This window comes from Polyangium sp. y55x31 (assembly GCF_029946505.1).
Classification (GTDB): domain Bacteria; phylum Myxococcota_A; class Polyangia; order Polyangiales; family Polyangiaceae; genus Polyangium.
In genome coordinates this window covers 563,995-590,280 of sequence record NZ_JARZHG010000003.1, presented here as the reverse complement: position 1 = coordinate 590,280, position 26,286 = coordinate 563,995, and the positions used below count along the sequence as shown (strand labels likewise).

Below are 26,286 nucleotides of genomic sequence, written 5' to 3'. Positions count from 1 at the left end.
CGCCATGCGAACCGCCGAGGAGATTGCCCGACTCGAAGAAGCCCGCCAGGTGCAGGGCTTCGCATCCATCGCGCCCGAATCCATCCGCGTCGCGGGCGGTATTGCTTGCTTCGCCGGGCCGGGATCCTGGTGCAATGTGGTCATGGGAATCGGCCTCGCGGGGCCGGTCAAGGCCGAGGAGCTCGACCAGATCGAGGCGTTTTACGCGGGCCGCGGCGTGCCGATCCGGATGGAGCTCTCGCCGTACGTCGATGCGGGGCTCCTGCCCATGCTCGCCGCGCGGAAGTTCGTGCTCACACGATTCGAGAATCTCCTCGCGCGGGAGCTCGCCGCGGACGAGGATCCCCTGGCCGGCGCGGCGCTGCCTCAAGGAATCGTGGTGCGGAAGGTGCTCCCGGACGAGGAAGAGCGGTTCATCGAGGTGTCGAGCAGCGGCTTCCGGCCCGAGGGCGAGCCCATGTCGGACGCGGATCGGGAGGTGAGCCTGCGCATGATGAAAAACCCGCGCTCGATCTGCGTGATGGCGTGGGCCGGCGACGAGGCCGTGGGCGCGGGGAGCGCGGAGGTGCGCGGCGAGGTGGCGGCGCTGTTCGGGACGAGCGTGCTGCCGGCGTGGCGGCGGCGCGGCATTCAGCAGGCGCTCATCCGCGCGCGGCTCGCGGAGGCGCGGGCGCGTGGCGCGACGGTGGCGACGATTGGCTCGATGCCCGGCGAGCCCACCGAGCGGAACGTGCAGCGGGTGGGCTTCCGGGTCGTTTGCACGCGCGTGCACCTCGAACGGGCGTGACGCGCGCGCCGGACGGCCGCTTCAGAATCGCAGCACGATCTTTCCGAAATGCCCGCCGCTCTCCATGTAGGTGAGCGCCTCGCGCGCCTCGCCGAAGGAGAACGTCTTCTCGTCGATCGCCGGCCGGAGCCCGCCCGCCTCGATCGCGCGGTTCATCGCCTCGAACATCGCGCGCGAGCCGACCATGATGCCCTGGAGCCGGAGGTGCTTCATCAGGATCGGCAGCACGCTCATCTCCTGCGCCCCGCCGGAGAGCACGCCGATCACGCTCACCGTGCCCGAGATCCGCGTGGCGCGCATCGAGCGCGCGAGCGTGCCGGCGCCGCCGACCTCGATCACGTGGTCGACGCCCACGCCGCCCGTGAGCTCGAGGGCCTTCTTGTCCCAGTCGGGCGTGGTCTTGTAGTTGATGGTCGCCCACGCGCCGAGCGATTTGGCGCGCTCGAGCTTCGCGTCGCTGCTCGACGTCACGATCACGCGTGCGCCGGCGAGGCGGGCGAATTGCAGCGCGAACATCGAAACGCCGCCCGTGCCTTGCACGAGCACCGTATCGCCCGGAGAAACCCTGCCGGAAAAGAAAAGCGCATTGTACGCCGTCACGCCCGCGCAAGGGAGGGTCGCCGCTTCCTCGTCCGAGAGGTGGGCGGGCACCTTCACGACGCCGGACTCGCCGGTCACGAAGAGCTCGGAGAGGACGCCGGGCAGGGGGCCGCCGAGCGTGGTCTTGAGCTTCTCGGCGTCGAGCTCGCCGTCCTGCCAGGCTTGCGTGAAGATGGGGCAGACGCGGTCGCCTTTTTTCAGCCGCGTCACGGAGGGGCCCACCTCGACGACCTCGCCGACGCCGTCCGAGAGCGGCACGAGCGGGAGCGGCTGGCGGGGGTTGTATTGGCCCCGGACGGTCATGAGGTCGCGATAGTTGAGCGACGCCGCGCGCATGCGAATCACGACCTCGGCGGGGCCGGGGGTGGGATCGGGCAGCGTGACCTCGGCGAGCGAGCCGAGCCCGAACGATCCCTGAATGACGATTGCCTTCACGAAAACCTCCTGCGCCCGCCGTTCCCATGGTCTCGGGGCGGCGTCAACCCTCGGATCGAAAACGACCGATCGCACGGCCCCGAGGGGACCGATCGGACATTTTGCGACATATCAATGCCGCAGCGCTTCCGACGCATGGGACATATTGCGTCCGCGCATGTTTCGCAGAAGCCGTCTTGGATGCGGAAGCTGGACACATGATCGCGGACTTCTCGTGTTCACGTGGGACATTCTTCGTCGCATCGACCCCCATCGAGGGGCAGCATTCGAATCACGTTCGTGATAAATACAAAATCGTGATGTCGGCCTCGGGGGGGTCGACGTCCGAAGCGGTGCCGCACGGGAGGATCCCCATGGAGAAGGTCTCGCTGACGTACTTCGTCGACTTCGTGCTGAGATCCGGGACACCCAAGCTGACTGGCGTCCGCGAATACAAGGAACGCAAGGACGAGCTGAGCACGGATTTTTATCGTCCGATCCGCGAAGGCATCGTGGCCATGCACCGGCGGGGCGAGTGCGAATCCGTCCTCGACACGGTCATCGCGGCGCAGACCGACGAAAAGAGGCGCCGTATCTATCCCCACGTCGTCGCCGGATACCGGAAGTTCCTGGCCTCGGGCGACAAGCGCTGGTTCGAGCCCCCGCACGGCGCAATGAAGCTCGGCGACCTCGAGATCAACCTGAACCCCGAGGTCGGCTTCGTGATCGACAGAAAGCCCCACCTCGTCAAGCTGTATTTCCGCCAGGAGCCGCTCGTCGCGAAGCGCAGCGCCGTGGCCCTCGCGCTGCTCACGAGTGGCCTCTCGCGCCTCTATCCGAATCACGTGATCACGATGCTCGACGTGCCGCGCGCGAAGCTCCACACCGCGAAGGACCTTCCGAATCCGCGCCTCGAAGTGCTCCTGCGCGGCGAAGCAGCCGCGTTCTCCACGATTTACGAAGCACTTTGACGCGAACGACCTTTCGCGGGGGTGGTCGCTCGACTTTCCGGAGAACGTCGATTTCCTCGCTGGATCGTGTTGACCTGGACGAATCTGCCTCGCTGTAGGGGTCCGCACGGACATTTTTCGTCAGGGGAAATCTGCCATGGCCCGTCGGCGCGGGGGGATCCGTGGTATGGATGCGTGTGCCGTTACGCACGGCAGCTTGGCGTTAAGAATGTGGCGGAGGGATCATGGATAGAATCTCGTTGACGGGATTCGTCGACTTCGTGCTCGAAGCTGGCGCGGGAGGGGACGCGGATCCGCTGAAGGAGCGCAAGGGAGATTCGGCCCCCGATTATTATCATCCGCTTCGCGACGCGATCGTGACGATGCACCGCGAGGATCTCCTGCCCGTGACGCTCGACGCCGTGGTCGCGCGCGAGTCGAGCGAGAAGAAGCGCCGCGTGTTCGCGCGCGTCGTCGAGGGGTACCGGCGCTTCCTCGATACGGGGACGATGAAATGGTTCGATCCGCCGCGGACCAGCTATCGCATGGGCGCCCACGAGGTCGACGTGAACCCGGAGCTCGGGCTCGCGATCGACGAGACGCCCCACGTGATCAAGATGTACTTCCGCGGCGAGCCGCTGACGCCGCGCCGCACGAGCGTGATGCTGAGCCTGCTCGCAGGCCGCCTCGGCCGCATCTGCCCGGGGCACGTATTCGCGGTGCTCGACGTCCGCCACGGCAAGCTGCACGCCGTGAGCACGCCCGAAGACCGCTTCGGCATCCTGCGCGCCTCGAACGAAGGGCGCTGACGGCAGGCCCGCGGGCCGCGCCCCTGCGACGGATCTTCCCGCGTCGTGGTACGTCTGTAGAGGTCCCGCGCGCGCCCCCTCCTCCCCGCGCCGCGCCGGAGCGAGGTCACCCGATGAAGGTCCAAAGCGTCGCCCTCCTGAGCGCCCTCGGCATGCTGGTGTCCGGTTCGTCCGTGTACCTCCTCGCCCCCGCGTCCTCGGGCGCCACGACGCTCGGCGCAGCCCCGGAGGCGCAGAGCGGCGATGTCGCGTCAAAGGTGACGGCGCCGGAGGCCGCCGCGACGTTCAGCACGGGCACGACGCTCCGGATGGAGGGCCGGCTCGGGCACGGGCGGCTCGAAAAAGGCGGGACGCGGACGACGTACGTGATGGTCGAGGTGAACGCCGACGGCGCCGAGGACGGGAAACGTGTCGCCGAGAATCACCTGGCGATCGTGATCGACCGCTCGGGCTCGATGAAGGGCGATAGGCTCCCGCGGGCGCTCGCCGCCGCGAATGCCGCCGTGGATCACCTGGAAGACGGCGACCGGGTCAGCGTGATCTCGTTCGACACGCGCCCCACGACCGACGTCGCGATGACCACGGTCGACACGTCGACCCGCCAGGTGATCCGGTCCAGGATCCAGAACATCTCGCTCGGCGGCGACACGTGCATCTCGTGCGGGATCCAGGCCGGCGTGGACGAGCTTCGCAAGAGCGAAAGCGCCGCCGATCGGATGATCGTGCTCAGCGACGGCGACGCGACGACCGGCGTGCGCGACGTGCCGGGCTTCGAGTCGATCGCTCGGTCGGCGCGGGACGCGGGGATCGGGGTGAGCACGATCGGCGTGGGCACGTCTTACAACCAGAAGATCATGGGCGCGATCGCGCTGCACTCGGGCGGTCGCCACCATTTCATCGAGGACGCCGCCTCGCTCGAGCGTGTCTTCCTCGCCGAGGCCGACAAGCTGCGCAAGACCGTCGCGGTCTCGGCCGCCGTCACGGTCGATCTCGCCGAGGGCGTCACGCTTTCGCGCGTGTTCGATCGCTCGTTTTCGCGGAATGGGCAGCGCCTCACGGTCCCGTTCGGAAACTTCTCCGCGGGCGACACGAAGACGCTCTTGCTCGAGCTACGCGTGCCGGCCGACGCCGAAGGGATCACGCCCGTGGCCGACGTGCGGCTCCGGTTCGACGATCGGAGAGCGGGCGGGGAAGGCTCGTGCAGCGGCAAGCTCGACGTGCGCATCGGCGCGGACGGGGAGGCGGGATCGGAGCTCGATCCGATCATCGCGACGCGGATCGAGCGGACCCGGACGGCCGACACGCTCGACGCGGTGAACGAGCTCCTCGAGCAAGGTCGCACCGAGGAGGCGGAGGCGAAGCTCGCGGCGCAGGAGAAGGCGCTGCGCGAGGTGACCGCGCGGGCGAGGAGCGCAGGGGGAGGGACCAAAGGCGAGGCGCTCGCCCTGGATCTGGAGGCGCAGGCGAGCACGATCTCCGGCGCGAAGAAGGACGTCGCGGCGAAGCCCACGGGGATCGACAAGGCCCGCGCGCAGCGGAAGTACGTGGAAGCGGCGAATCCGTACCGGGAGTGAGGGGATTCGAGCTCAGCCGCGCATCGCGGCTTCGACCTCGGACGCGTCCTTCGGGACGAGCGAGGTGAGCACTTCGGGCTCGCCGTTCGTGCAGAGAACGTCGTCCTCGATGCGGATGCCGCGGACGTCGGCGTAACGCGCGAGCACGTCGCGGCGGAGATCGTCGCCGACCGCGCCGACGTACCGCGCGTCGCGGAGGATCGCCGGGACCTGGTAAAACCCGGGCTCGATGGTCACGGCCATGCCGGGCTCGAGGTCGCGATCGAGCCGCAGGTAGCAGTCGCCGAAGTTCTTCGAGCGCGTACGGCCGGGCGCGTAGCCGGCGCGATCGCCGAGGTCTTCCATGTCGTGCACGTCGAGCCCGATGAGGTGGCCGATGCCGTGCGGGAAGAAGATCGCGGCCGCGCCGCGCTCGAGCAGGCCGCTCGGATCGCCGCGGAAGATGCCGAGGTGGCAGAGGCCTTCCACGATGATGCGCTTCGCGGTCTCGTGGACCTCGCGGTAGCGCACGCCCGGACGAACCTTGGCCACGGCGGCGCGCTGGGCGGCGAGCACGACGTCGTAGATCGCGCGCTGCGTGGGGGAAAACGTGCCCGAGACGGGCCAGGTGCGGGTGATGTCGCCGGCGAAGCCCTCGGGCGTCTCGCCGCCGACGTCGGCGAGCAGGAGGTCGCCCGCGGCGAGCGCGCCGTGGTGGTGTTCGTTGTGCAGGACCTCGCCGTGGACCGTGACGATCGGGCCGTAGGCGTCCTCGAAACCCTCGCGGCGCAGGGAGCCGATCATCACGCCGCAGACCTCGGCCTCGGTGCCGCCGGGGCGCGTCGCGCGCATGCCCGCGAGGTGCGCGCGCGCGCTCGCTTGCCCCGCGGCGCGGAGCTGCGCGACGGCGGCCTCGTCGTGGCGCAGGCGCAGTCCGATCATCGCCTCGGCGAGCGCGGCGTCGGGGCTGCCCTCGTCGAGTTTGTCTCCGCCCGAAGCCGTGATCCCGCGGCCGAGCATGGCCGAGAGCCAAGCGGCGCTCCGCGCGTCCTCGGTCGGCAGCGTGGCCACGGGCGCGCCGAGATCCCGCAGGACCGCGTCCAGGTCGGCGAGCGCGCGGACCTCGTCGACGGCGTGCGCCGCGCGAAGCTCCTCGAACGACGGCCGTGGCCCGTGCCAGAGCGCATCGCCGTCGGCCTCGGGCTCGGCGAACAGGATCTGCCGCTCCCGCGTGACGAGCAGGGCCGCGCCGGGGATGTGCTCGCCGACGAGGTACAGGAAGTGGCTCTTGGCGCGGAACGGGTAGGTGTTCGCGCGGTACTGGCGCGCCGGAGGCAGGCCGGCGGCGAGGAGCACGGGGTTCGGCGAGCGCTCGGCGAGGGCGCGGCGACGGGCGACGAAGACCGAGGATGGGGTACGCGGCGAGAGCATGGATCCGAGTATAACCCCGCCTTGAAGCGGCCGGGGAAAACGGCTAGACACGCGCCGCCATCATGAAATTCCTGGCTTCCCTCGCCCTCTTCGCTTCGGCCCTCGCCCTCGGCTGCGCCTCGACGCAGCCCCCCACCGACGGCGCGGCCCCCACGGCCACGGTCCCCGTCGAGCCGGCGCCCACGGCGTCCGCGGCCGAGGCCCCGCCTCCCGCGGACAAGCCCACGGACACGGAGGCGCCCCCGCCCGCGGAAAAACCCGCGGGCCGGCTCGCGTTCCAGTCGTGCTCGGAGGAGTCGCGCAAGGCGGCGGGGTGTACCAAGGACCTGCGGCCCGTCTGCGGCGAGGTGGATAACGGCATCCGCTGCATCAAGGCGCCCTGCCCCTCGACCACGCCGCGCACGTTCTCGAACGCGTGCATGGCCTGCGTCGAGCCGAAGGTGACCGGGTACTGGCCGATGTCCTGCGAGGACATGAACAAGCCCACGGCGCCGTGAACCAGGGCAACGAAGGAGGGGAGATCGTGCGTAAAACACGGTGGTTCTTCACCGCGGCGCTCGCGGGGCTCGGCATGACGCTCGCCTCGATTGGCGGGGGCTGCCAGAGCGACACGGCGTCGTATTGCGAGTCGCGCTGCGATTGTCAGGGTTGCAGCCAGCGCGAAACCGAGGACTGCACGGACGACGTGGAGGACGCCGAGCGCCTCGCGGAGCACGACGGCTGCGCGGCCGAGTATTCGAATTACATCACCTGTTACGTGGATGAAGGAACGTGCGACAATGGCGCCTTCATCACGTCGAGCTGCGCGGCCGCGGCGGACGCGCTCCGGGCTTGCTCGATCCGGTCTTCGGCATTCATCAAGACGGCCTGCCAGGAGGAACGCGCGAAGCGCGAGTCCTGCGGGCTCAGCGGGGGCGGCGCCTCGCCGTGCGCGGGCGGCGACGAGTGCGCGGCGTACTGCGCGCTCTCGGCGAGCTGCGACGATCTCTCGAACCCCCAGCCGGATACACCCTACGTCAATTGCGTGATCGCTTGCTCGAGCTCGGGATCGAGCTCCGGCGGTGGTTCGAGCTCCGGTGGTGGTTCGACTCCCGGCGGTGGTTCGAGCTCCGGCGGTGGGGCGTGAGGGGGAGGAGGACACCGATGGAAACGAAGAATCGACGGGGGCTCGCGAGGTTCGGCGCGTGGCTCGCCATCGGCATGGGGTTCGCGTCGTTCGCCGGATCGGCGGGCGGCTGCAGCCCCGGGGCCTCGGACATCTGCGACATCAAATGCGCGTGCGAGGGTTGCACCGAGGCCGAGCGTGACGATTGCCTCGGCGACATCGAGAGCACGATGACGCTGGCGGAGAGCAAGGGCTGTTCGTCGCAATACGAGGCGTGGCTCGGTTGCGTCGAGACCGAGGCCGAGTGCCGGGACGGCGATACGTTCACGTTCGACGGCTGCGACATCGAAGAGGACGCGCTCGCGGAGTGCGGCGGCGGCAACCAGTGCACGGCCGCGGCGAAGAAGCTCTGCGACGAATGCAACTTCGTCTGCTCGGATCCGGACCCGGACAAATGCACGGGGCAATACGCGTGTGAATCGGCGTGCATCGTGAACGCGACGTGCACGGAGATTGCGAGCCCGACGCCGGGCGGCACGTTCGAGAAGTGCATGCAGGGGTGCTGAGGGGCGGGAAAGCTCCTTCGCTCGATTTCACGCCGCCCGGGTGGGGAGCACCCAATGCGGCATTCTCAGCAAGCAGCAGCCATCCGTGCCGAATTCGAGGGCGCCCTGTGGTGGCCTTGCACGTGAGAAACCGCCTCTGATAGGTTTCTCACGTGACTGGCCCGAACTGGATGGTTGCCCGGATCGTTCGGGCAGCGGTTCGAAGATCGACCATGGTCGTCGCGGCTTGTGCTCTCGTGGGCTGCACGTTCGGAGACGTGCCGGAGGGAGCACTGCCCAGCGTCGGGCCCTGGTTCGATGACGACTGCGTCCCCGTGGAGTGCTTGTTCGAATGCTGCGACGGGTGGAACTACTCTCAGAAACCGCTACTCCGTGGAGGAGCTGTTTCTGGGCCCGAGTGCGACACGGTCAAACAGAAAAACTCTGCCTACGCGGAGTATGTTGCTCTGATGAAGTCGGAGCTAAATTTGTGCCCCAGTGACTTCGCAACTTTAGAATCTGGGTATTGCCATGTCGTCCAGCCTCCAGACGTCGTCAAAGAGTTCAGCTCTGATGGCCAGCCCATATACGCGGGGTTGAGCTTCTTGGTCTGCCCGCCGAGGGGGCAACCTGCGGCGCACCCTCTGGAGGATGTGGGGTTCGTCTACCCGGAGTGAAGATGGACGCGCGCCTTGTCGCGATGGCTCTCATCGGCTCCGCGTCCGTTTTCGCGTCGGAGGTCTTTGCCGAGGAAGGCCGCTGCGCGGCACCGGTGCCCTTCCATGGGTTCTGGGGTGGCGGGCAGGTCCAGGTGAGAGAACGGGTGGCGGGGGTTCCGGTTGTCGCCACGACACGCTTTTCGTACAGGCAGATGCGATATTCACTTTGCGCCGGCGGCGTGCCCGTGCTCCCCCCCGGGATCGGCGAAGCGAGCATCAGCGTGGGTGTGCCTCTCTTCGATAATCGGCGCGGCGGCTGGCTCCTGCAGGTGGCTACCCAGGGCCAGGGCTCGCAGAGGGCGAGCGAGCCCGTGAGCGGTTTCGTCACCGGCGCGCCTGCCATGGCCGGCCATCTCAATCTCTGGGAGACACCGTTGCCGTTGATCCAGTTCACGGGGGCGGCGTCCGCGGCCATCCTGCCGCAACTCCCGGACGTTCCCCTGTCGATCGCGTATCTCGGCGGTGTACGCGTCTACGCTCTTTACACGAAGCACGCGCAAGCGAACTTGGGGGTCACGATCGGCGGCAGCAATGCCTTCGTCAACGTCGTGCCCTCGCTCGCGTTCCGATGCAGCGATCTGGCGTTATGGGGTTACAGGATGGCCATCGGCTTCGAGGTTCGCTCCCCCATCGAGCTCTCGGATGGTCCGGTACCCTTTCGATGGCGGCTCTGGGGCGCCTTGACCTTCGCGCTCGACAAGGTCGACGAAGGCAGGAGCGACCGCGCGCACGACGCGCAAACGCGCTCCCCCATCGACCTGGCTCGTTCATCCCCGGAGGCCGCCCCGCCTGCCCAAACGGCCTGGGAGACGACGTTGTGATCGCGTCCGCTCATTCAGGGGGCATCGCCCAGACTCGACGGCAATCGCGGCGTATTCCATCCATCCATCCGGTCACATTTTCCTTTGTCCAACTTTCGTAGCTGAATTTTGACATCCAAACACGATTCTTTTCACTTTGCGTCAACCCGTCCTCGTCCAGATGGGCGGGAAATTCATAGAACTCGGCGCACTTCTCGACGCTGTTGAGCATGTATGCCGCAAGCCATGGAGGGGCTGCGCACGACATGCCGTGGGCCAAGGTAGAATACATGTTGATATGGCCATCGATGGTCTCGCATACGTAGGCGTTCTGCAAGGTCTCTCGCCCCCTGCATTCCTGGACCTCTCGCCGTAGAGCCTCGACCTTTGCGACCTCCTCCGGCGCGGCGTCTTGCGTCATGACGACGGGCGGGGCGATCTGCTCCTTCGCGAGCTGTCGCAATTCCTTTCGACAGGCCGCGATCTCTCGCTTCACCTCCTCGCCAGTGACGCGCTCCTTGCTCTGCGACCTGGCCGGCGGCCTTCGCTCCCGGGTCGCCCAGCCGACCAGCACGCCGCCGCCGAAGACGAGGCCGACCACGGTCAGCGCGACGAGGAGACGAACGACGAGGCCAGCACGCTCGGGCCGCTCGCTCATAGGGGCGCCTCCTCGCGCTTGCGCTGCTTCGACCGATCCACCCCCGGCGGGTACTTCGGGGGCGTCTCGGTGCACGTGAAGACGAACTCTTTCAGGCGGCGGAGTAGCTCGTCCTCCGTGAGCGTCCGATGGATCCGGACCGCCTCCGCGACGAGGCTCGATTGCTCCTTCGTGAGCTCGTCCGCGCGATGGTCGGGTGGAACATCTGCGAACGCGGCGCAGCGCTCGAAATTCTCCTCGACGAGATCCGCGGCCCGCGACTTGGGCCCGCACATCAAGCCATCCTTGGGCAAGGCCAGGAGCGCGTGGAACTGACGAGCCGCGGCGACGCAGACCTCCGCGCTGGTCAAGAGCTCGCGCCTCTTGCATTGCGAGAGCTCCCCCTCCAGCGTCGCGACGGTGGCTGGCCTCTCGGCCGCGTCACGGCTCGCTTCCTCGGGAGGAGCCGCGGCGTCCGAGGGGATCGCTCCTCCTTGCGAACGTGCCGCCAGTTTTTTCTGACACGCCGAAAGCTCTGCCTGTGTCGCGCGATCCGCAGGCCGTTCCGCTGGCTTCTCCCCGTCAGCCGATGGGGTTCGTTCCGGAATCGACCTGCCAGCGAAAATGCCAGCACCGAAGACAGGAACCAACAGAGCCGCCGCTGCAATGAGAGGGACGGGATGACGCGGTTTCTTGGCAGCTTCCGTCATGCGTCGACCTCTACCGTCGGGTGCAGCCGTGACCCGGGTCGCGCGCAGCGCGGCCCAGGTGCACCGTGAGCACCAGCCGCGGGTTCGGCGGCATTGAGCGACGTGTTCACACGTAGATGTCCTGGTTCTTGCGTACGCCCCGAAGGACTCTGCGGTACACCCGTCGTTCTGGATCCACGACGCCCGCGCATCGCGAAGGATTCATGAACGAACGTGCCGGCTGTGCCGACGCCTGCCATTCGCTCGAAACGCCTGGACGCTCCTCTTCGCGCCGTTGGTAATAGAGCGTGTGGTCAAAGAACGCGGTCGGGTGTGCTTGTCCATCGTGAACATGGATCGTGGGGAAGAAGAGCCGCGCTGGATCGGCGCGCGGGAATGCGAATGCCATCGGATGGATGGTCTTCTTCCCAGGCTTGAGCTTGAACACGGCAAAGCCGAAATCTTCCTGACCTGCCTGCTGATCCCACACGCCCTCCGGCAAGCGAAAGCGAGGATCGAGGCGATCGAAGTCCGCGATCGTGGGCACATAGGACGCTTCGAAGCTACCCACATCGACCACGGCGAGGGGCGCGCGCGCCTTGGCCGCGAGACCACGCGCGGCGCCCCTTGTCCGCGGGCCGAAGCCCTGATCGAGTGCGACGAAGAACCCCGGGTCGTGTGAAAGGTCGATGAAGCGGACCGCCGTCTCGTCGCTCCGCGGGCGGACAGGAAGAGCGAGCACCATGGCCAGCTCCTCGTCGGTCGAGAGCGTCATGGCGTAGACCAGGACCTGCTTCTCGTCACCCGCGTCTCGCGCAAATATCTTGGTCTTCGACACGGACCGCACCGGACGGGTGAATCGACACATTGTTCCGTCTCCTTCGAACTGTCGCATGGCGCGGTGCGACGTCGGCAGCAGCGGGAGTTCGACGGCAGGTCCTCGCGCTGGGTCTGCGAGAAACATGTCGCCACCTACGGACGCTCCCTGAGACAATCGACCACTTCAGAGCACGTTTTCCGTTGGGCGCACGACAAGTCAAACTTCCGCTTCCCACTCTGGCACTCTATGCCGGGATCCCCCTGCGTCGATGGATCCACCTTGAGTAGACAGACACTCAGGCGCGCGCAGCTTTCTATCCTATCGTGGGGATCTGGTAGATTGGATTCTGGATCGCTGGGGTCAAAGAAACTGAAGCCTCGACCGTTGCCTTGATAAGTGGGATTCGGTCCGCAGCCAGATTGGGGGGTGGCGGAGGGCACGAGCTTCTTGTATGTCGCCGCCAGTTCCGCGCACGTATCTCCGTCGCACTGAGCGACCAACACATCGTGCCCAGAGTCGTAGTCGTAGACCTTGAAGAACAGCTCCCCGGGTGCTCTCGATGTCTTGGGCAGGACACGAAACTCGGGGCTCGCCAACAGGACTTGGCGCATCCACGCCCACGACCAATCTCGTCTCGCAGTCCCGACGACGACATGAGCATCCTTGCACTGCGACAGCCCGGAGCGAGAGCTTTGGAAGCTTGGCGCCTCTCGCAGAGGTGCGGGATCGGGGCGGTTGCTGCGCACCACGACGGCGACCACCCCTGTCATCAGCAGTAGGAATGCGCCTACAGCATACTTTGCGACAGTAATGAGGTCGTCCCGCGGCACGACGACCTTACCCTGAAAGAAATTTTCGTAGACCGGCAGGTTCCCCCGTACTCGTCGAGAAATTTCTGCGCCTTCAAAGTACGACGGTCGCACGCGTGCCTTGAACTCTGAGACGACCTTCTCGCCGGCAGTGTTCCAATCAATATCCTTGAATCTCGAGTAGGACTTGATGACGTTCGCTGCGTCTTTTGCCAGTCCGGCGGCCGTCCAATCTTTGGGCCACGTGTTGATGAAACTTGCGGCTGGATCTGTGAGTCCACCCGGGCACCAGAGTTCATAAGAGATTGTACGGACGACGGGATCCATATCGAGGATCGAGGCGTCGCAATAGCTGTTCAGCGCCAGCTTGAGGAGCTCCTTGCGAAGCGCGGTTGCGTCGAACCGCTCTTTGTAGTTCTTACACTGGACGACTTGCACCACCTTGCCAGAGGCGGAATAGACAACGACATCCATGCCGCGATCTCCACCACCTTGCGTGCGCCTGACCTTATGACCGTTCGCAACGAACTCAGCGCTCTTCAGTTGATGAACGAGGTTCTCGAACCGCTCGGCGTCAAGGTGGCTGAAAGGCAGTGAGTCTCCGCCGGTGTCGCTCGGCGGCGGCTTCCCATTGGAAGCCGGGGATCGAGGTTCACTTGCATCGTTCTTATTAGCTCGAGCGAACATCGGCGCATCCCCCGGACTGGGTTAGGCTACAACAAAGGTGCACACAGCCGCAACTCGCCGCACCAAGCCCTTGTTGGGCAGCTGCTCGGCTCGATCGCTGCGTCACGAGAGCGCCTTTCGGATGGCGTCCATCTGCACCTGGTTGTAGAGCGCTCGAAGAGTCCGCCTTTTTGTAGGCGTCGGGGTGTGGCACACCCGATCACCGGCCTGCGTCGTCCGCACCATTCTTTGGGGGTGACTGCCGGCGCTCGCGCTATATCGCATGGGCGATCCTGGTTGACAACACAGATCCAGCCCCCTCGGGGAGCACAAATGCGGAGTGCGAGCCGTGCGAGTGCGAGGCGTCGGGCGCGTGTACCGGGTTGCCGCCCGCGTTACCTCGCTTGGCGCGCCAGCATTGTTTGTCCGACGGGCGAACGGGCGAAGTGATGGTGAGCGCCTTCCCCCCACCGCGCCCACGCCCTCCCCTCCTCCCGCCCTCACCCTCGCAACGCGCGTCCGCGCCTTCCCCCCACCGCGTCCGAACCATCTGCAACCACACCCGAGCGGTTCCCCCACCGCGCCCACGCCCTCCCCTCCTCCCTCCGTCACCCTCGCAACGCGCGTCCGCGCCTTCCCACCACCGCGCCCGAGAGTTTCACCGACCGCATCCGAACGGGACCCCGACGGCGCATGAGCCCTCGGCAACCGCGTCCGAGCCCTCCCCCAATCCCGTCCTGGCCCTCGGCAACCACGCCCGAGCGGTTCCCCCACCGCGCCCACGCCCTCCCCTCCTCCCTCCCTCGCCCTCGCAACGCGCGTCCGCGCCTTCCCCCCATCGCGTCCACGACCCTGACGCGACACCAACACAGCAATTTTCCGTCGAATCGCAGCGCGCCCTCGGGCGTCTCAGCACCGCCCTCACCCCAGTACGTCTCGCTCCTTGCCATCGAGGTGCGGGCATGGAGGTTTTCGTGAACGACATCATCGCTCCCTATACAGGCCCCGACATCATCGACCTCTCCAAGATCCGCCCGCGGCTCGTGGATCTGATCAATGGCACGCTCGCCGGCGCGCAGCGCGAGAAGCCCGGCTTTTCGGACGTCTTCGACGAGCTTTCGAAGGCCCTCCCGCAGTACGGCGAGACGCTCGGCATTCACCCGGGCATCTGGCCGAAGATCGTCGACAAGACCGCCACGCTCGACGAGATACGCGCCCTCAAGAAGGTCGTCCTCAAGCTCGCGGAGGTCCTCGAGGAGAGCGAGGTCTACTACGAGGACGCGCGCGAGGCCGACATCAGCCGCGTCGGCGGATTCGTCGACACGACCATCCGGCACGGCGACCCGTCCGTGGAGGCGGCGTTCCACAAGACGCTGGCGTATCGCTCGCAGTACGCCAGGAAGGCCGCCGACCAGCGCCGCAAGAACAAGCAGGCGCGGGACGAGCCGCCCGCCGAGCCAGGCACGGAGACCACGCCGAGCCGCACCTGAGCCCTCCCCCCGCCTCCCCTCCCCCCGTCCGCGAGATCCAAACCGCCCCGTTTGTCAAGCACTCCCGGGTGACGGTTCCGTGACGTCCCCTCCTCCTCACGACGCACAGCGGCGTGGCTCCGTCCTGGCACCTCGAAGCGCGCCGTTTTTCGCGGGCGTTCGGGCGAACCCTGGATCCTTTGCGCCTGTGGTGTGTTCTCCTACCACGTTTTTCCCTTGAGCCACGCGGGGCATCCTGCCTAGGTTACGCCCGCTCGATGCGCTTCCGACGTTTCTTGGCTCCCCTCTTGGCCGCGCCTCTGGTCGCGACTTTGGCCCTGGGCTCGGGCTGTGAGACGTCCGCGCCCACGCCGCGCCTCAAGGGTCAGACCCACCTGACCCTGATCCACACCTCCGACATCCACTCGCGCCTGTATCCGTACAACCTCCAGCTCGGCCAGGTCGACTCCGGCCTCGGGCTCGGGGAGGCGCTGAGCATCGCCAACGTCGGCGGTGCCGCTCGGATCTCGCATATCGTCGGCAGAGAGCGGGCCCGCGCCTCGCGCGTCCTGCACGTCGACGGCGGCGACTGCTTCCAGGGCGCTCCCATCTTCAACTTCTTCTCCGGCGAGGCCGAGATTCGCGCGCTCAGCGCCATGGGCACCGACGCGATGCTCGTGGCCAACCACGAGTTCGATCGTGGCGCCTTGAACCTCGGCCTCCAGCTCCAGAACTGGGCGAGCTTCCCGGTCCTCGCGGCCAATTACATGCTCGAGGATCCCTCGATGCCCGGCGCCTCGCCGCTCGGCGCGCAGCTCCAGCCCTACACCGTATTCAACCTCGACGGGCTGCGCGTCGGCCTCATCGGCATGGGCAACCTGTCGAGCATGACCTCGATCTTCGACGCGCCGAACCGCCTCGGGATCACGCCGCTCAACACCGTCGAGGTCGCGCAGTTCTACACCGATCTCCTCCGGCCCATCGTCGACGTCGTCGTCTTCGTCACGCACCTCGGCCTCGAGGTCGACGAGCGCATGATCCAGAATACGACGGGCATCGACGTCGTGCTCGGCGGGCACAACCACATCGTGCTCCAGCCGCCGAAGCGCGTGCGTGATTGCTCGGCGAATTTCGACGCCGAGGTGAACAGCTACTACATCGAGCTGAACGATCCGAACGCGGGCGGCGGCAAGGTCCGCAGGTACTGCCGGCCGCGCGACGTCGTCCTCGCCCATTCCGGCGCGTTCGCGAAGTACGTGGGCCGCCTCGACCTCGTCCTGTCGAACGAGCCGGCGGATTTCCCGGGCGAGACGAACGGCGTCTCGGACTACGATCCGGCGAACGGATTCGAGGTCATCTCCAGCGATTATCGCCTCTTCCCGGTGACGGAGGACGTCCCGGAGGATCCGATCGTGCTCGCGACGCTCGAGCCGTATGCGCAGAGCCTCGACGCGCTGGCGAACCTCGATTTGCTGGTGGGGTATGCGCGCGACGGGTCGCGGCGCTTCTCCACGAGCGGCGGCGATTCTCCGCTCGGCAACATGATCTCCACCGCGATGTGGCTGCGCCTCGGCGTGCAGACCGATTTCTCGATGACGAACACCACGGGCATCCGCGCCGATCTCGTGCCCGGGCCGGTGACCGTCGAGCAGATGTACAACATCTTCCCGTTCGACAACTCGATCTCGAAGATGCAGCTCTCGGGCGTCGAGGTGCAGGACCTCTTCGATTTCGTGGCGCGCAGGTCGGCCGGCCGCGGCTGCGTCTCGCAGGTGCAGATCGCGGGCGCCCGCATCGTGATCGATTGCACGCAGCAGAAGACGCCCGACAGCCCGCCCGGCGTCGCGACGAACATCTACATCGGCGCGCGAAACCCCAAGGTCGCTTGCACGAGCGACGCGCAATGCCCCGACCAGGGCCTCGGGAGCTGCGACGTCGAGGGCGGCGTCTGCTGGCAGCCGTTCGATCCGCTCGCGAGCTACGAGCTCGCCACGTCGAACTACCTCGCGGCCGGCGGCAGCGGCTTCCGCGTCCTGCAGCGCAACACGACCCAGTTCGACACGCAGATCCAGCAGCGCGACGCGCTCATCGATTACATCCGCGCCGGCACGCCGTGTACCATCCGTCCCCCCTGCCCCGCCGATCAGAATGGGAGCGGGAGCCAATCCGACGAGTGCTCCGCGCTCCTCGGCATGGCCGCCACGTGCACGAACGACGGCGTGTGCAACCACGACGAGCCCATCGGCTGCAAGGTCGACGCCGATTGCCAGAAGCTCGACAAGGACTTCGTCTGCGCCTGCCCCGAGTCCGTCATCGAGGGCGACGTCTGCGCCTCCGACGCGACCCGCCCCTGCGCGGCCGGGACGTGCGTGCTCCGGACGTGCCGTGACGACATCGCGGCGTTCCAGCGGACGGTCTGCGAGAATGCGCCGTCCGCCGCGATCGAGCGCGAATGCGAGCAGGAGCTCGCGCCCTGCAGGACCGCGGGCGAGACCTGCAAGTACCTCGCATGCGTGGATCGTTACATCGGAAACTTCTCCGATGGTCGCATCCGGATGGTCGGGCAATGAAAAGGACGGCAACTCTCGGGCTCGCCTCGCTCCTCGCGCTCGCCGCGTGCACCGATCAGGTCCCGCTGCCGGGCGGCGCGTCGACGTTTCGCGTGGTGATCACGCAGGTGAACGGCGCGGACGCGCCCTCCGAGGACGCGCCGCTGCCTGCGAACCGCGGGGATCGCGAGGACACGTGGGCGTTCGAGATCGAGACGCGCTCGCCTTATGGGGAGCCCGTCGATTTCGATGGCACGGTGCGGCTCAGCGTCGAGCCGGGCACGGTCCTCGGCGTCACGGGCGAAGGCGCGGCGGGGCGTAACATCAAGGTCGTCGGCGGCAAGGCGAAGGGCATTGCCACGGTCTCGGCCGTGTATGGCCCGGCGCGGCTCTGGGTCGAGGATCTCGGGTATTCGCCCGTGCCGCTCTCCGAAAAACCGGCCTGCTCGAACGGCAAGGACGACGACGGCGACGTGCTCATCGATTTCCCCGCCGATCCCGGCTGCGCGTTCGCCGACGACGACAACGAGGACGTGGGCACGTTCGCGGCCGGCATCTCGCCGCCCGTGCATTACGAGCTCCCGCGGATCAGCGACATCCAGGGCCTCGGCGCGACGACGCCGTTCCCGTACGAGGCCATCGAGATCAACACGCACCGGCCGAAGCCGCTCGTCGTGACGCGTATCGCGAGCGACGGGTTTTACGTGACGGACCTGTCGGAGCAGGCGACGGGGTACAACCACATCTTCGCGTTCAATTTCTCCACGCCGCCCGGGATGCGCGTCTGCGACCGCGTGACGTTCCTGACGGGCACCGTCGTCGAGTTCTTCGGCTTCACGGAGCTCTCGTTCCCCTCGTACGTGGTGAGTTACCCGCTCGAGGGGGAAGACACGTGTGAGGTGCCCGAGCCGGCCGTGCTCGAAGACGCCACGATCGGGAACTCGGACGCGATGGAAAAGCTCGAATCCGGCCTCGTGCGGATCGAGGGGTTCCGCGTGGCCACGAAGTTCGGCCCGAAGCCCGTGGTCGACAACATTCCGGACGCGGATCACTCGAATTGCGACCTCAACGGCGACGGGCAGGTCGATTTCGAGAGCCAGGCCGAGGGCGCGTGTTCGGACGCCTGCGCCGCGGATCCCGAATGTACGGAGTGGACCTCGTACTCGGCGCGCGGCAATTACAAGGTCTTCAAAGGCAACACGCAGATCCAGATCCAGACGGGCACCGCGGCGGGCTTTGATCCGACGGGGCACAAGGGCGAGGTGCTCGACGCGGTCACCGGCACGCTCCGCAATTTCTCCGGGGGTTCGCTCAACTGGACCGTCGAGACGCGCTGCTCGGACGATCTCGTATGCCAGACGCAGGGGTGCGTGAAAGCGACCGTGCCGTCCACGAAAGCCTGCGTACGCCTCCGGACCATCGACGACAACGATCAAGGCTCGAACTGAAGGACCCTCGATTGCTCATGCATTCCCGCATGCGACTCCGCAAGGCCGCCGCCGGCGCTCCCCTGGCCCTGATCCCTGCCCTCCTCCTCGCGGCCGCCGGCGCATCTGCCCAGCCGGTCCCGCCGACGGATCCGGCGGCACAGCCTGGCGGGACGAACCCCCCGTCCGCGGAGACGAACCCTGACGGGACGACGCCTCCGACGCCTCCGCCGACGACCGAGGCGCCTCCGCCGCCCCCCGCTGCGCCTCCCGCGCAGGAGCCCATCGTACCGTCCGTCGCGCCCATCGTGGCGACGCCTCCGCCGGTGAAGACGGTCGACAACGACCCGCCGGCGGTGCGTATCGGCGATTTCATGGATACGCGCCTGACGTGGGTCATGGGCGACGACGACGTGCTGCACCAGACGGGGCAGGCGCTGCCGCTCTCGCCCGATACCGCGATCGGCGATCGAAAGGCGTACCGCCTCTTCTTCGACAACCTGAACTCGCGCTTCGCCGGCCGCGAGAACCTGACGCACCTCGCGCTCTACAAGAAGCTGCCGGGGTTCATCAAGGGCCTCGACACCGAGGCGTCGATGGTCCTGCGCTTCGACCTCGCGTCGCTCGCGCGCGCGACGAACAACCTGAATCAATCGCTCTACGACGCCGGTTCGTACATCCGCGCCTTCTATCACACGGACGGCGACAAGAATGGGAAGCGCGGCCTTTCGGTCACGCTCTGGCCGCTCGACACCGACCGGTTCCGCCTCGGCTACCTCTACGACATCTCCTGGGGCGGCACGAACCCGTTCATCAATCAATCGATCTTCCCGCGCGTGCAGGGCGGCGCGCCCGGCGGAAAGGTCGAGTACACGGGCGAGAAGTGGAGCGTGTTCTTCGGCCTGAAGACCGCGACGATCGTGCAGGTCGAGCAGACGCTGACGCCGGGCACGAGCGAGGTCGAGGAGATCCGCATCGGCCAGACGAACTACGGCGTGCTCGGCGGCGGCAGCGTCGACGCGAACGATTACATCCACATCGACGTCGGCGGCGGTTATTTCCAGCAGGGCAAGTTCGATCTGCCCGACGTCGCGGGCCAGAGCGTCTACACGGCCGGCGCCTCGATGCGCATCCTGCTCCACGACAAGAGCACGCCGGTGCCGCAGTCGATCGATTTCGCGCTCTATCGGAACGACCCGAACAAGCCGATGATCATCTTCAAGCCGGAGACGTACAGCCCCGGCAAGACGTCGTGGTCGCTCGCGCTCGAAGGGACGAACCTCTGGCAGCGCCTCAAGGACTTCGACGTGGCCGGCGGGACCGCGATCCAGCAGGCGCGCGCCGCGGCGCTCCAGGCAAACGTGAAATCGGGCTTCTTGCGCGGCAGCTTCACGGCGATCTATCGCGATTTGCCGTACGTCCTGCGCAACCAGCCGAGCTTCATTCCCTTCCAGACGCTCCCGCGCGACGCCGCGACCTCGAACGAGTTCTTCCTGGCGCTCGCCTCCGATTATTACCTCCCGGCGCCGCGGCTCACGGTGGGTTTCGGCGCGGGCCTCCAGTTCCCGGCGACGTTCTCCACGTCGACGGTGGACAGCTCCAACGCCCCGATCGAGCGCACCGTCGTCATCCGCGAGCAGGGCAACATCGCCATTCTGCCCGTGAACCAGGGCGCGGTGCCGATCTTCCAGGCGCGCGCGAGCCTGAAATGGGACCTCTCGTCGATCATGTCGGCGCTCGTCTGGCTCCAGTACGTGCGCGACAACAACGGCACGTTCGTCGAGCGCGACCCGAGCGAAGGCACGCTGGCGCTCCGCACCTTCATCAGCCCGAACTTCCTCGGCTTCGGCGCCAGCGTCTCGGCGCGCTTCTGAGGCAAACGAGGGCCACGCCGTGTCGCCCCGGCTGTCCCTCCACCTCGACCGTCGCGACGCCGTCCACAGGCCCGGGGAGCTCATCACCGGGCGCGTGGAGATCGTTTGTCCGGAGAGCCGTCGTTGCGACGAGCTCGTGGCCTCGCTCGATTGGGACGTCGAGAGCCGCGGCGAGCCGTATGCCGTGAAAGGCGCGCCGATCGCCCTCGCCGCGGGCCTCGCGCTCGCGGCCGGCGAGCCGAAGGCCGTGCCCTTCGAGATCCCCGCGCCGTCCGGCCCGCTTACGTATCACGGGCACATTCTCACGGTGAGCTGGACCTTGCGGATCGAGGCGAAGCTCGGCTGGGCGTCACGCGAGCGCGTCGAGGCGCGTATTCTGCTCCTGCCGTGGACCGAGGAGGCGCGCGCGCTCACGGCGAAGAGTTATCGAACGGCGCCGTCGCGTCATGCGCTCGTGTACAACCCCGGGCCCTTGCCGGAGGCCACGCTCGGCAAGCGTGAAGAGCCGAAGACCATCGAGCATCCCATCGTGGGCGTGGCGCTCGCGGCGGCGAGCGCGGCGCTGCTCGTCCTGCGCGCGGGGGCCTTCGCGCGGATCCTCGCGCTCCTCCTGCTCGTCGGTGGGCTCTCGGCGCTGTTCGCGCACCTCCGGCGGCGCACGCTGCGCGAGCGGCTCGGCCCGCCCGAGCTCGCGGTGCATCCGGAGATCGTGCGAGCGGGCGAGACGATCACGGTCTCGGTCTCGTTCAAGCCGAGCCGGCCGGAGGTGCTGAAGGAGCTCATTTTTTCGCTCTCGGCGCAGGAGGTCGTGGTGCGCCCGTCGAGCGAGCCCGACGAGCCGCGCCATTATCGTCATTCGCTCCACGGGGAGCGGCGGCCGGTGGTCGATCGGGCGCGGCTGCGGCTGCCGCCGGACCACGTGACCGTGGTGCAGGAGAGCTTTCAGATTCCGCTGCGCGCGCCGCCCTCGTTTGGCGCGCCGAACAACGAGCTCTGCTGGGAGGTCTCAGCGACCGTGCGTACGTCCGACCTCGTGTCGTGGAAGCAGACCCAGCGGATCCTCGTGCACCCGCCTGCGCCCTGAGCGCCCGGAACGGCTCGACCGTCGCCTGGCTGCTTTCCCCGCGACAACGGGAAAGACGAGCCTTATGTTCGGCCGCCAGGAGCCGGAGCCCGAACGATGAGATGCCCGAACTGCCGCCAGGATGCGCCCACCATCGTGCGAGGAGCGCGCGCGTATTGCACGGCCTGCGGCGCGCCTCGCTCGCTTCTGGAGGACACGCCCGTCAACGTCGCGGGCCAGCCGTCGAAGATCGGCGGCGGCGTGGCGAGCGTGGCCGGATGGATCATCCTGATCACGGGTGTCCTCCTGGCGCTCACGCTCGGCGCGCTGATCGGGCTCCTGAGTCCGGCGGTCGCGTGGATCGTCGGCGGGTTTCTGGGCGCCATGAGCGTGCTGTTCGGCCTCGTGTTCATCCTGGGCGGGCGGCTGCTCTGGAAGACGGGCAAGGAGCGCGAGCGCGGGGCGCAGGAGCAAGCGGTCTTCGCGGTGGCGCGGCGTAATGCTGGATCGGTCACGCCGGCCGAGCTCGCGCGCGCGGTGAACGTCACCGAGGCGGAGGCCGACGCGTTGCTCACGGAAATGGCGAAACGCCCGGACGCGCGGGTGACGCTGGAGGTCGACGACGACGGGACGCTCCGGTATTACGTGAAGGACATCGCGGGCCCGCGTATCGGCGCGCCGCGGGTTCGTGTGGGGATGGCGGCGCAGGTGCCTTCGCATGCGGCCGAGGAGGAGGCGCTCGCCGAGGCGGAGGTGGGCGAGGAAGAGGCGCACGCGCGGGCCGAGCGGCGGCGTTAATCGAGCACGACGCCCCACGAATCGACCTTCACGGCCCCGCGCGGGCGCGGCAATGGTTTCGTGGTCGTGCGGGTCTTCGAGCCCTCGCTCGCCTCGCCGCCGCGCCCGGTCTGGAAAACGAGCTGGAAATCACCGCCCGTGGAGGGGCCGATCGCCGTGGTGGATCCGAGCCACGGATCGGGCACGGTCACGGGGGCATGACAGCTCGGGGTCCGCTCGACGGCGACGCCGAAGACGACGGTGCCCGGCGGCCGATCCTCGAAATAGCTGGTTTGGCCGGGCGCGAGGGCGGGGTCTTTCACGTACCGGGGGCAAGGCCATCCGGGCGGCGGGGTCGGGCCGTTTGGGCTGCAAGCGGTTTTGCGGAGGTAATCGACGCCCCAGACGGTGCCGTGTCCGTCGGAGCAGGCGGCGCCGGGGTTTCCTTCGGGCGTGAAGGTCGCGAAATAGGCGACGCCGTCGAAGAGGGAGATCGGACCCGTGACGCGCACGCCATTCTCGAAGGGGATCGTCCAGTTGTGCCGGGTCACGAGGCCTGCCTGCGAGGCGTCCTCCAGGATCGAGGTGACGCGCGCCCGGACACCTGCGCTTTTCGTGAACGTCTCTTGATCACCGGTGGAGAAAAGCACGACGGGGCGGCCGAGCGGATCGACGCTGACGACGGGCGGGGTATCGATGGGCTGGCGCGCCGAGGCCGTGTCGCCGGGGAGCGAATACGCGTCCCAGGCGAGGCGCGTGGTCCATTTCGACGGGTCGGGGCTCGCGAGGTCGATCCGATAGAGGTTTCCATCGGCATCCCCGACGTAAACGCGATCCGCGATTTGGCCGGGCATCGATGGGAACGGGGTCGGGATGCCGGTGACGGGTGCATCGAAGGAGAAGGGACGAACCTTTTCCGGTGCAATGGCGGGGCCATCCGTGGGCAAACCGCGGAAGGTGGCGAGGATCTCGCCGGTGTCGAGCCGCGCGATGGTCAAGGAGCGCGCGGGCAGGGCTTCGTTGCTGGCAGCGCCGTGGCATCGCACGGCGAGCGGGTCGAGCGGGGGCTGCGCGGGTTCGTCCGGCGCGACGAGTGAGCCCTGCACGAGGCGCGGGCAGGCCTTTCCGCTCGGCGGGCCGGCGTGTCCGCCCGGGAGCAGCGCGACCGCGACCTCCTCGATGTCGCCTTTGCCGTCGTCGATCGCGACCGTGGCAATGGCCGGGCGTGGCGTCTCGGCGCCGAAGAGCGGCGCGCCCGCGGCGTCCGTCGAGAGTTGCCAGAGGAAGTGCGGGGTTTCCGGGTCGGTCACGTCGAGCGCATAATAAAACCCGCCGCCCATGCCCCCGCCCGCGAGGAGCACGGTGCGCCATTCCGTGGCCGCCGCGCCTCCTTGGGCGTCTGCGCGCGTGCGGGAGAAAACGACGTCGCGGACGACGGGGCTTCCGTCGAGGAGGAAGGCCTGCTGCCGGTACGTCGGGAGGATGCCGGGGAGGACGTGCGGCGGGAAAAACGCCCACAGCTCGTTGTTCGCGAGCGAATCGACGCGCAAGGGATCGGCGGGGTCGTTCGCGGCGATCTTGAAGGCGTGGAGCTGCCCGTCGGTGGTGGCGACGAAGAGGACGGGCGGTCGTTTTTGCGAGGCGGGGTCGGAGGCGAATGCGGCATACGCTTCGTCGCGGAGGAACGAGCGCGGCGGGGTCATGACGGCGGGGATCGCGTGATAAATGCTGCCGAGCTCGTGGCCGCCGCGTGCATGCGGGACGAGGGGATCGCCGATTTCCCAGCGCATCACGGCCTCGGCGCAGGCGTTTGCCATGGGGGACGGGAGCGCGAGGGCCTTGCACGTCTCCGGGAGCGATCCCGGATCGATTCCGAGCGCGGCGGGCGAGAGGGCGAGGGCCACGGCGAAGCTCGTGCCTTCGAGCAGCCCCGTGGAAATGCCGCCCGTGGAGCCGAGGCCGTCGGTTTTCTGGAGGTGGGGTCGGATGCTGCCGCGCGACGGAATGGTTTGTCCGGCAGGATCGGCGAGGACCGTGAAGAAGCGCCGGGCGGGCAAACCCGTGGCGAGGTTGGCCGCGAAGTCGTCGCCTTTTTGCGGGTCGACGGAGGCGAGGACGGGCACCTCGATGCCGCCTTGTTTTTCGCAGACGTATCGTTTTCGTTCGAGGTTGCCGCTCCAGGGCTCGCCGGGCGGAGCATCGAACGACGTGACGAATTGATACCCCGCGGCGAGCGCGTCCCCCTGGGCCGTGGCGGCGCCGGCGGACGCGAAGACGGGGATCGTGCGGCTCGTGGAGCTCGACGAGACGAACGCGAGGACGGCGTCGAGGGCATTGCGGAGGGAGGGCAGATCCGAGGCGAAATACGCGCGCTCGGTGCCGCCCTCGTGCGCGATGCGCGCGAGGGTGCAGCAGGCCGCGAGGCTCCCGTCCGCATCCGCGCAAGGGCCGCTCGGATCGAGCAGAGCCGCGGGCGAGAGGGACGCGCAATCGACGCCACCAGCGCCGGAGAGGCCGAATCCAATGGCGAAGGTCGGAATGGGGTTCGCCGCGGTGGCGAGCTCGTGGGCGATCTCCCAGGGTTTGAGATAGGGGCATTTTCCGTCACCCGCAGCGCAGGCGTCACGCAGGTCGAGGTTCGGCTCGCCGTCGGAGAGGACGAGGACGAACTGCAGTCGACAGCCTCCTTTCGAATAAGGATCGTCGGCCGGGCCGAGAGGGACGCCGGTCGCGGGGTTTTTCGTGGTGTCATGAAGCAAGAAGTCCCGGGCGTCGGCCAGCATGCCGGCGAGCGGGGTCGCGCCGAAGGGGCGGAGCGCGAGGAGCGTGCTCTGGATTCGCGCATTCTGAGCCCGGACCTCGGCGATCGGCGCGTCGTACCCGCCAAACCCGAGGAGTGCACCCTCCCACGGCGGAGCGGCAGGGTTTTTCGCGCCGACCTCGAACGGCTGATCCGCGCAGCCCGCAGGATGGCCATGGGCGGGCGCGCCGCCGTCGTTCCAGCCGAGGAAATAGCTGTATCCGCCCTCCGCATCCGCGCCGGGGTGCGGGAGCGAATCGAAGGTCATGAGCCCGAACCGCACACGATCCCGGTAGGTATCGAGCAAGCCGTCCGCGTCTTGCCGGAATCCGGGCGCGTCGCAGGGCTTTTGTCGATGGTTCCATGCGTGCGTGCGGATCGCATCGTCGGAGACCGTGTACCAGGGCGAAGGCAAGACGCCGGGGCCGTGGGTGCAGCCGTTCGAGAGAATGCGGTGGAACGGGAGATGATATTTCGCGTCGGCGGGTGGGGTGCCGCCGATCGAATACTCGTCGAGGAACGCGGCGGAGCTCCGATCCTGCGAGGAGCACGAAAACTCCTGGATCGTGCCCGTCAGGACGGAAGCTAGCGTGGCCCAGCGATTCATGGGCGTTTTCGTGCCGGGAAGACACGCGGCGCCCGCCTCCTCGGGCGTCCGGCCGTCGGCCATGTTCTCCATCGAGCCGGAGGTGTCGATGAGCAAAAGGACATTGGGCAAGGGCGGGTTCACGTCGATCTGCGCGCGTGCGCCGCCGGCCACGAGACAAAAAGCGAGCGCGAGGCCCGAAGGGCCCAGAAAAGAAGGAAGCGAGCGCATCGGTCCTCCTCGAAAGGCGACTGCAATGGGCATGCCGCTCGAATGGCCCGCCATTTCCGAGGTGCGGGCAAGCGGGGGTCGATACGGATTGCGTAGCCTCGCAAAAACGTGCGTGGTCCGGCTGCCGCCATCACTCTGACTTGACGCGGGGCAGCAGGTAGGAGGAATCACGATTT

Annotated in this window: 21 protein-coding genes; 14 read left to right on the top strand and 7 right to left on the bottom strand. The window is 67.6% G+C overall.

Annotation, left to right across the window (positions count from 1 at the left end; all coding sequences use genetic code 11):
- The first annotated feature begins 4 nt into the window (after positions 1-4).
- The gene (locus QHF84_RS08660; protein ID WP_281312723.1) at positions 5-787 is read left to right on the top strand and encodes a GNAT family N-acetyltransferase; all 783 of its coding nucleotides are present in this window, start codon (positions 5-7) and stop codon (positions 785-787) included.
- A gap of 21 nt (positions 788-808) precedes the next feature.
- Here QHF84_RS08660 and QHF84_RS08655 read toward each other — a convergent pair whose 3' ends face one another.
- A complete protein-coding gene (locus QHF84_RS08655; protein WP_281312722.1) occupies positions 809-1,822 on the bottom strand; it encodes an NAD(P)-dependent alcohol dehydrogenase in 1,014 nt (337 codons plus the stop codon).
- Between the two features lie 353 nt (positions 1,823-2,175).
- Between QHF84_RS08655 and QHF84_RS08650 the strand changes: the two genes are divergently transcribed.
- From QHF84_RS08650 to QHF84_RS08640, 3 genes are all read left to right on the top strand, one after another.
- Complete coding sequence (locus tag QHF84_RS08650) at positions 2,176-2,772, top strand: hypothetical protein (protein ID WP_281312721.1); 597 nt, start codon at positions 2,176-2,178, stop codon at positions 2,770-2,772.
- A 224-nt stretch (positions 2,773-2,996) separates the two neighbouring features.
- Positions 2,997-3,560 (top strand): hypothetical protein, encoded by a 564-nt coding sequence (locus QHF84_RS08645; RefSeq protein WP_281312720.1) that lies wholly within the window; start codon positions 2,997-2,999, stop codon positions 3,558-3,560.
- Positions 3,561-3,673: 113 nt separating this feature from the next.
- Positions 3,674-5,134 carry a VWA domain-containing protein gene (locus tag QHF84_RS08640; RefSeq protein ID WP_281312719.1) on the top strand — a complete coding sequence of 487 codons (1,461 nt, stop codon included), beginning with the start codon at positions 3,674-3,676 and terminating at the stop codon, positions 5,132-5,134.
- Positions 5,135-5,146: 12 nt separating this feature from the next.
- On the opposite strand, the gene QHF84_RS08635 is transcribed toward QHF84_RS08640, so the two are convergent.
- Positions 5,147-6,544 (bottom strand): aminopeptidase P family protein, encoded by a 1,398-nt coding sequence (locus QHF84_RS08635; protein ID WP_281312718.1) that lies wholly within the window; start codon positions 6,542-6,544, stop codon positions 5,147-5,149.
- A gap of 62 nt (positions 6,545-6,606) precedes the next feature.
- On the opposite strand from QHF84_RS08635, the gene QHF84_RS08630 reads away from it, so the two are divergent.
- From QHF84_RS08630 to QHF84_RS08615, 4 genes are all read left to right on the top strand, one after another.
- The gene (locus QHF84_RS08630; protein ID WP_281312717.1) at positions 6,607-7,041 is read left to right on the top strand and encodes a hypothetical protein; all 435 of its coding nucleotides are present in this window, start codon (positions 6,607-6,609) and stop codon (positions 7,039-7,041) included.
- A 26-nt stretch (positions 7,042-7,067) separates the two neighbouring features.
- Positions 7,068-7,670 carry a hypothetical protein gene (locus tag QHF84_RS08625; protein ID WP_281312716.1) on the top strand — a complete coding sequence of 201 codons (603 nt, stop codon included), beginning with the start codon at positions 7,068-7,070 and terminating at the stop codon, positions 7,668-7,670.
- Between the two features lie 17 nt (positions 7,671-7,687).
- Positions 7,688-8,215 carry a hypothetical protein gene (locus QHF84_RS08620; protein ID WP_281312715.1) on the top strand — a complete coding sequence of 176 codons (528 nt, stop codon included), beginning with the start codon at positions 7,688-7,690 and terminating at the stop codon, positions 8,213-8,215.
- A gap of 652 nt (positions 8,216-8,867) precedes the next feature.
- Positions 8,868-9,734: a hypothetical protein gene (locus QHF84_RS08615; RefSeq protein WP_281312714.1), complete on the top strand. Its 867-nt coding sequence runs from the start codon at positions 8,868-8,870 to the stop codon at positions 9,732-9,734.
- Positions 9,735-9,744: 10 nt separating this feature from the next.
- On the opposite strand, the gene QHF84_RS08610 is transcribed toward QHF84_RS08615, so the two are convergent.
- The 4 genes from QHF84_RS08610 to QHF84_RS08595 all read right to left on the bottom strand — a co-directional run bounded on the left by QHF84_RS08610 (position 9,745) and on the right by QHF84_RS08595 (position 13,355).
- Positions 9,745-10,371, bottom strand: a complete 627-nt coding sequence (locus QHF84_RS08610; RefSeq protein ID WP_281312713.1) for a hypothetical protein — start codon at positions 10,369-10,371, stop codon at positions 9,745-9,747.
- Positions 10,368-10,721, bottom strand: a complete 354-nt coding sequence (locus tag QHF84_RS08605; RefSeq protein ID WP_281312712.1) for a hypothetical protein — start codon at positions 10,719-10,721, stop codon at positions 10,368-10,370. Before QHF84_RS08605 ends, QHF84_RS08610 begins: the two co-directional genes overlap by 4 nt.
- A gap of 445 nt (positions 10,722-11,166) precedes the next feature.
- Entirely contained in the window at positions 11,167-11,877 is a 711-nt protein-coding gene (locus tag QHF84_RS08600) for a hypothetical protein (protein ID WP_281312711.1), read from the bottom strand.
- 134 nt (positions 11,878-12,011) lie between these two features.
- A complete protein-coding gene (locus QHF84_RS08595) occupies positions 12,012-13,355 on the bottom strand; it encodes a restriction endonuclease (protein WP_281312710.1) in 1,344 nt (447 codons plus the stop codon).
- A gap of 953 nt (positions 13,356-14,308) precedes the next feature.
- On the opposite strand from QHF84_RS08595, the gene QHF84_RS08590 reads away from it, so the two are divergent.
- From QHF84_RS08590 to QHF84_RS08565, 6 genes are all read left to right on the top strand, one after another.
- The gene (locus tag QHF84_RS08590; RefSeq protein WP_281312709.1) at positions 14,309-14,824 is read left to right on the top strand and encodes a hypothetical protein; all 516 of its coding nucleotides are present in this window, start codon (positions 14,309-14,311) and stop codon (positions 14,822-14,824) included.
- A gap of 257 nt (positions 14,825-15,081) precedes the next feature.
- The gene (locus QHF84_RS08585) at positions 15,082-17,373 is read left to right on the top strand and encodes a bifunctional UDP-sugar hydrolase/5'-nucleotidase (protein WP_281312708.1); all 2,292 of its coding nucleotides are present in this window, start codon (positions 15,082-15,084) and stop codon (positions 17,371-17,373) included.
- Complete coding sequence (locus QHF84_RS08580) at positions 17,370-18,800, top strand: hypothetical protein (protein WP_281312707.1); 1,431 nt, start codon at positions 17,370-17,372, stop codon at positions 18,798-18,800. Before QHF84_RS08585 ends, QHF84_RS08580 begins: the two co-directional genes overlap by 4 nt.
- A 29-nt stretch (positions 18,801-18,829) precedes the next feature.
- Positions 18,830-20,653 carry a hypothetical protein gene (locus tag QHF84_RS08575; protein WP_281312706.1) on the top strand — a complete coding sequence of 608 codons (1,824 nt, stop codon included), beginning with the start codon at positions 18,830-18,832 and terminating at the stop codon, positions 20,651-20,653.
- A gap of 19 nt (positions 20,654-20,672) precedes the next feature.
- A complete protein-coding gene (locus QHF84_RS08570; RefSeq protein ID WP_281312705.1) occupies positions 20,673-21,737 on the top strand; it encodes a hypothetical protein in 1,065 nt (354 codons plus the stop codon).
- A gap of 96 nt (positions 21,738-21,833) precedes the next feature.
- Positions 21,834-22,514, top strand: a complete 681-nt coding sequence (locus tag QHF84_RS08565; RefSeq protein ID WP_281312704.1) for a hypothetical protein — start codon at positions 21,834-21,836, stop codon at positions 22,512-22,514.
- Here QHF84_RS08565 and QHF84_RS08560 read toward each other — a convergent pair.
- Positions 22,511-26,110, bottom strand: coding sequence for a PilC/PilY family type IV pilus protein (locus QHF84_RS08560; protein WP_281312703.1), 3,600 nt, complete (start codon positions 26,108-26,110; stop codon positions 22,511-22,513). The genes QHF84_RS08565 and QHF84_RS08560 overlap by 4 nt on opposite strands.
- Between the last annotated feature and the right edge of the window lie 176 nt (positions 26,111-26,286).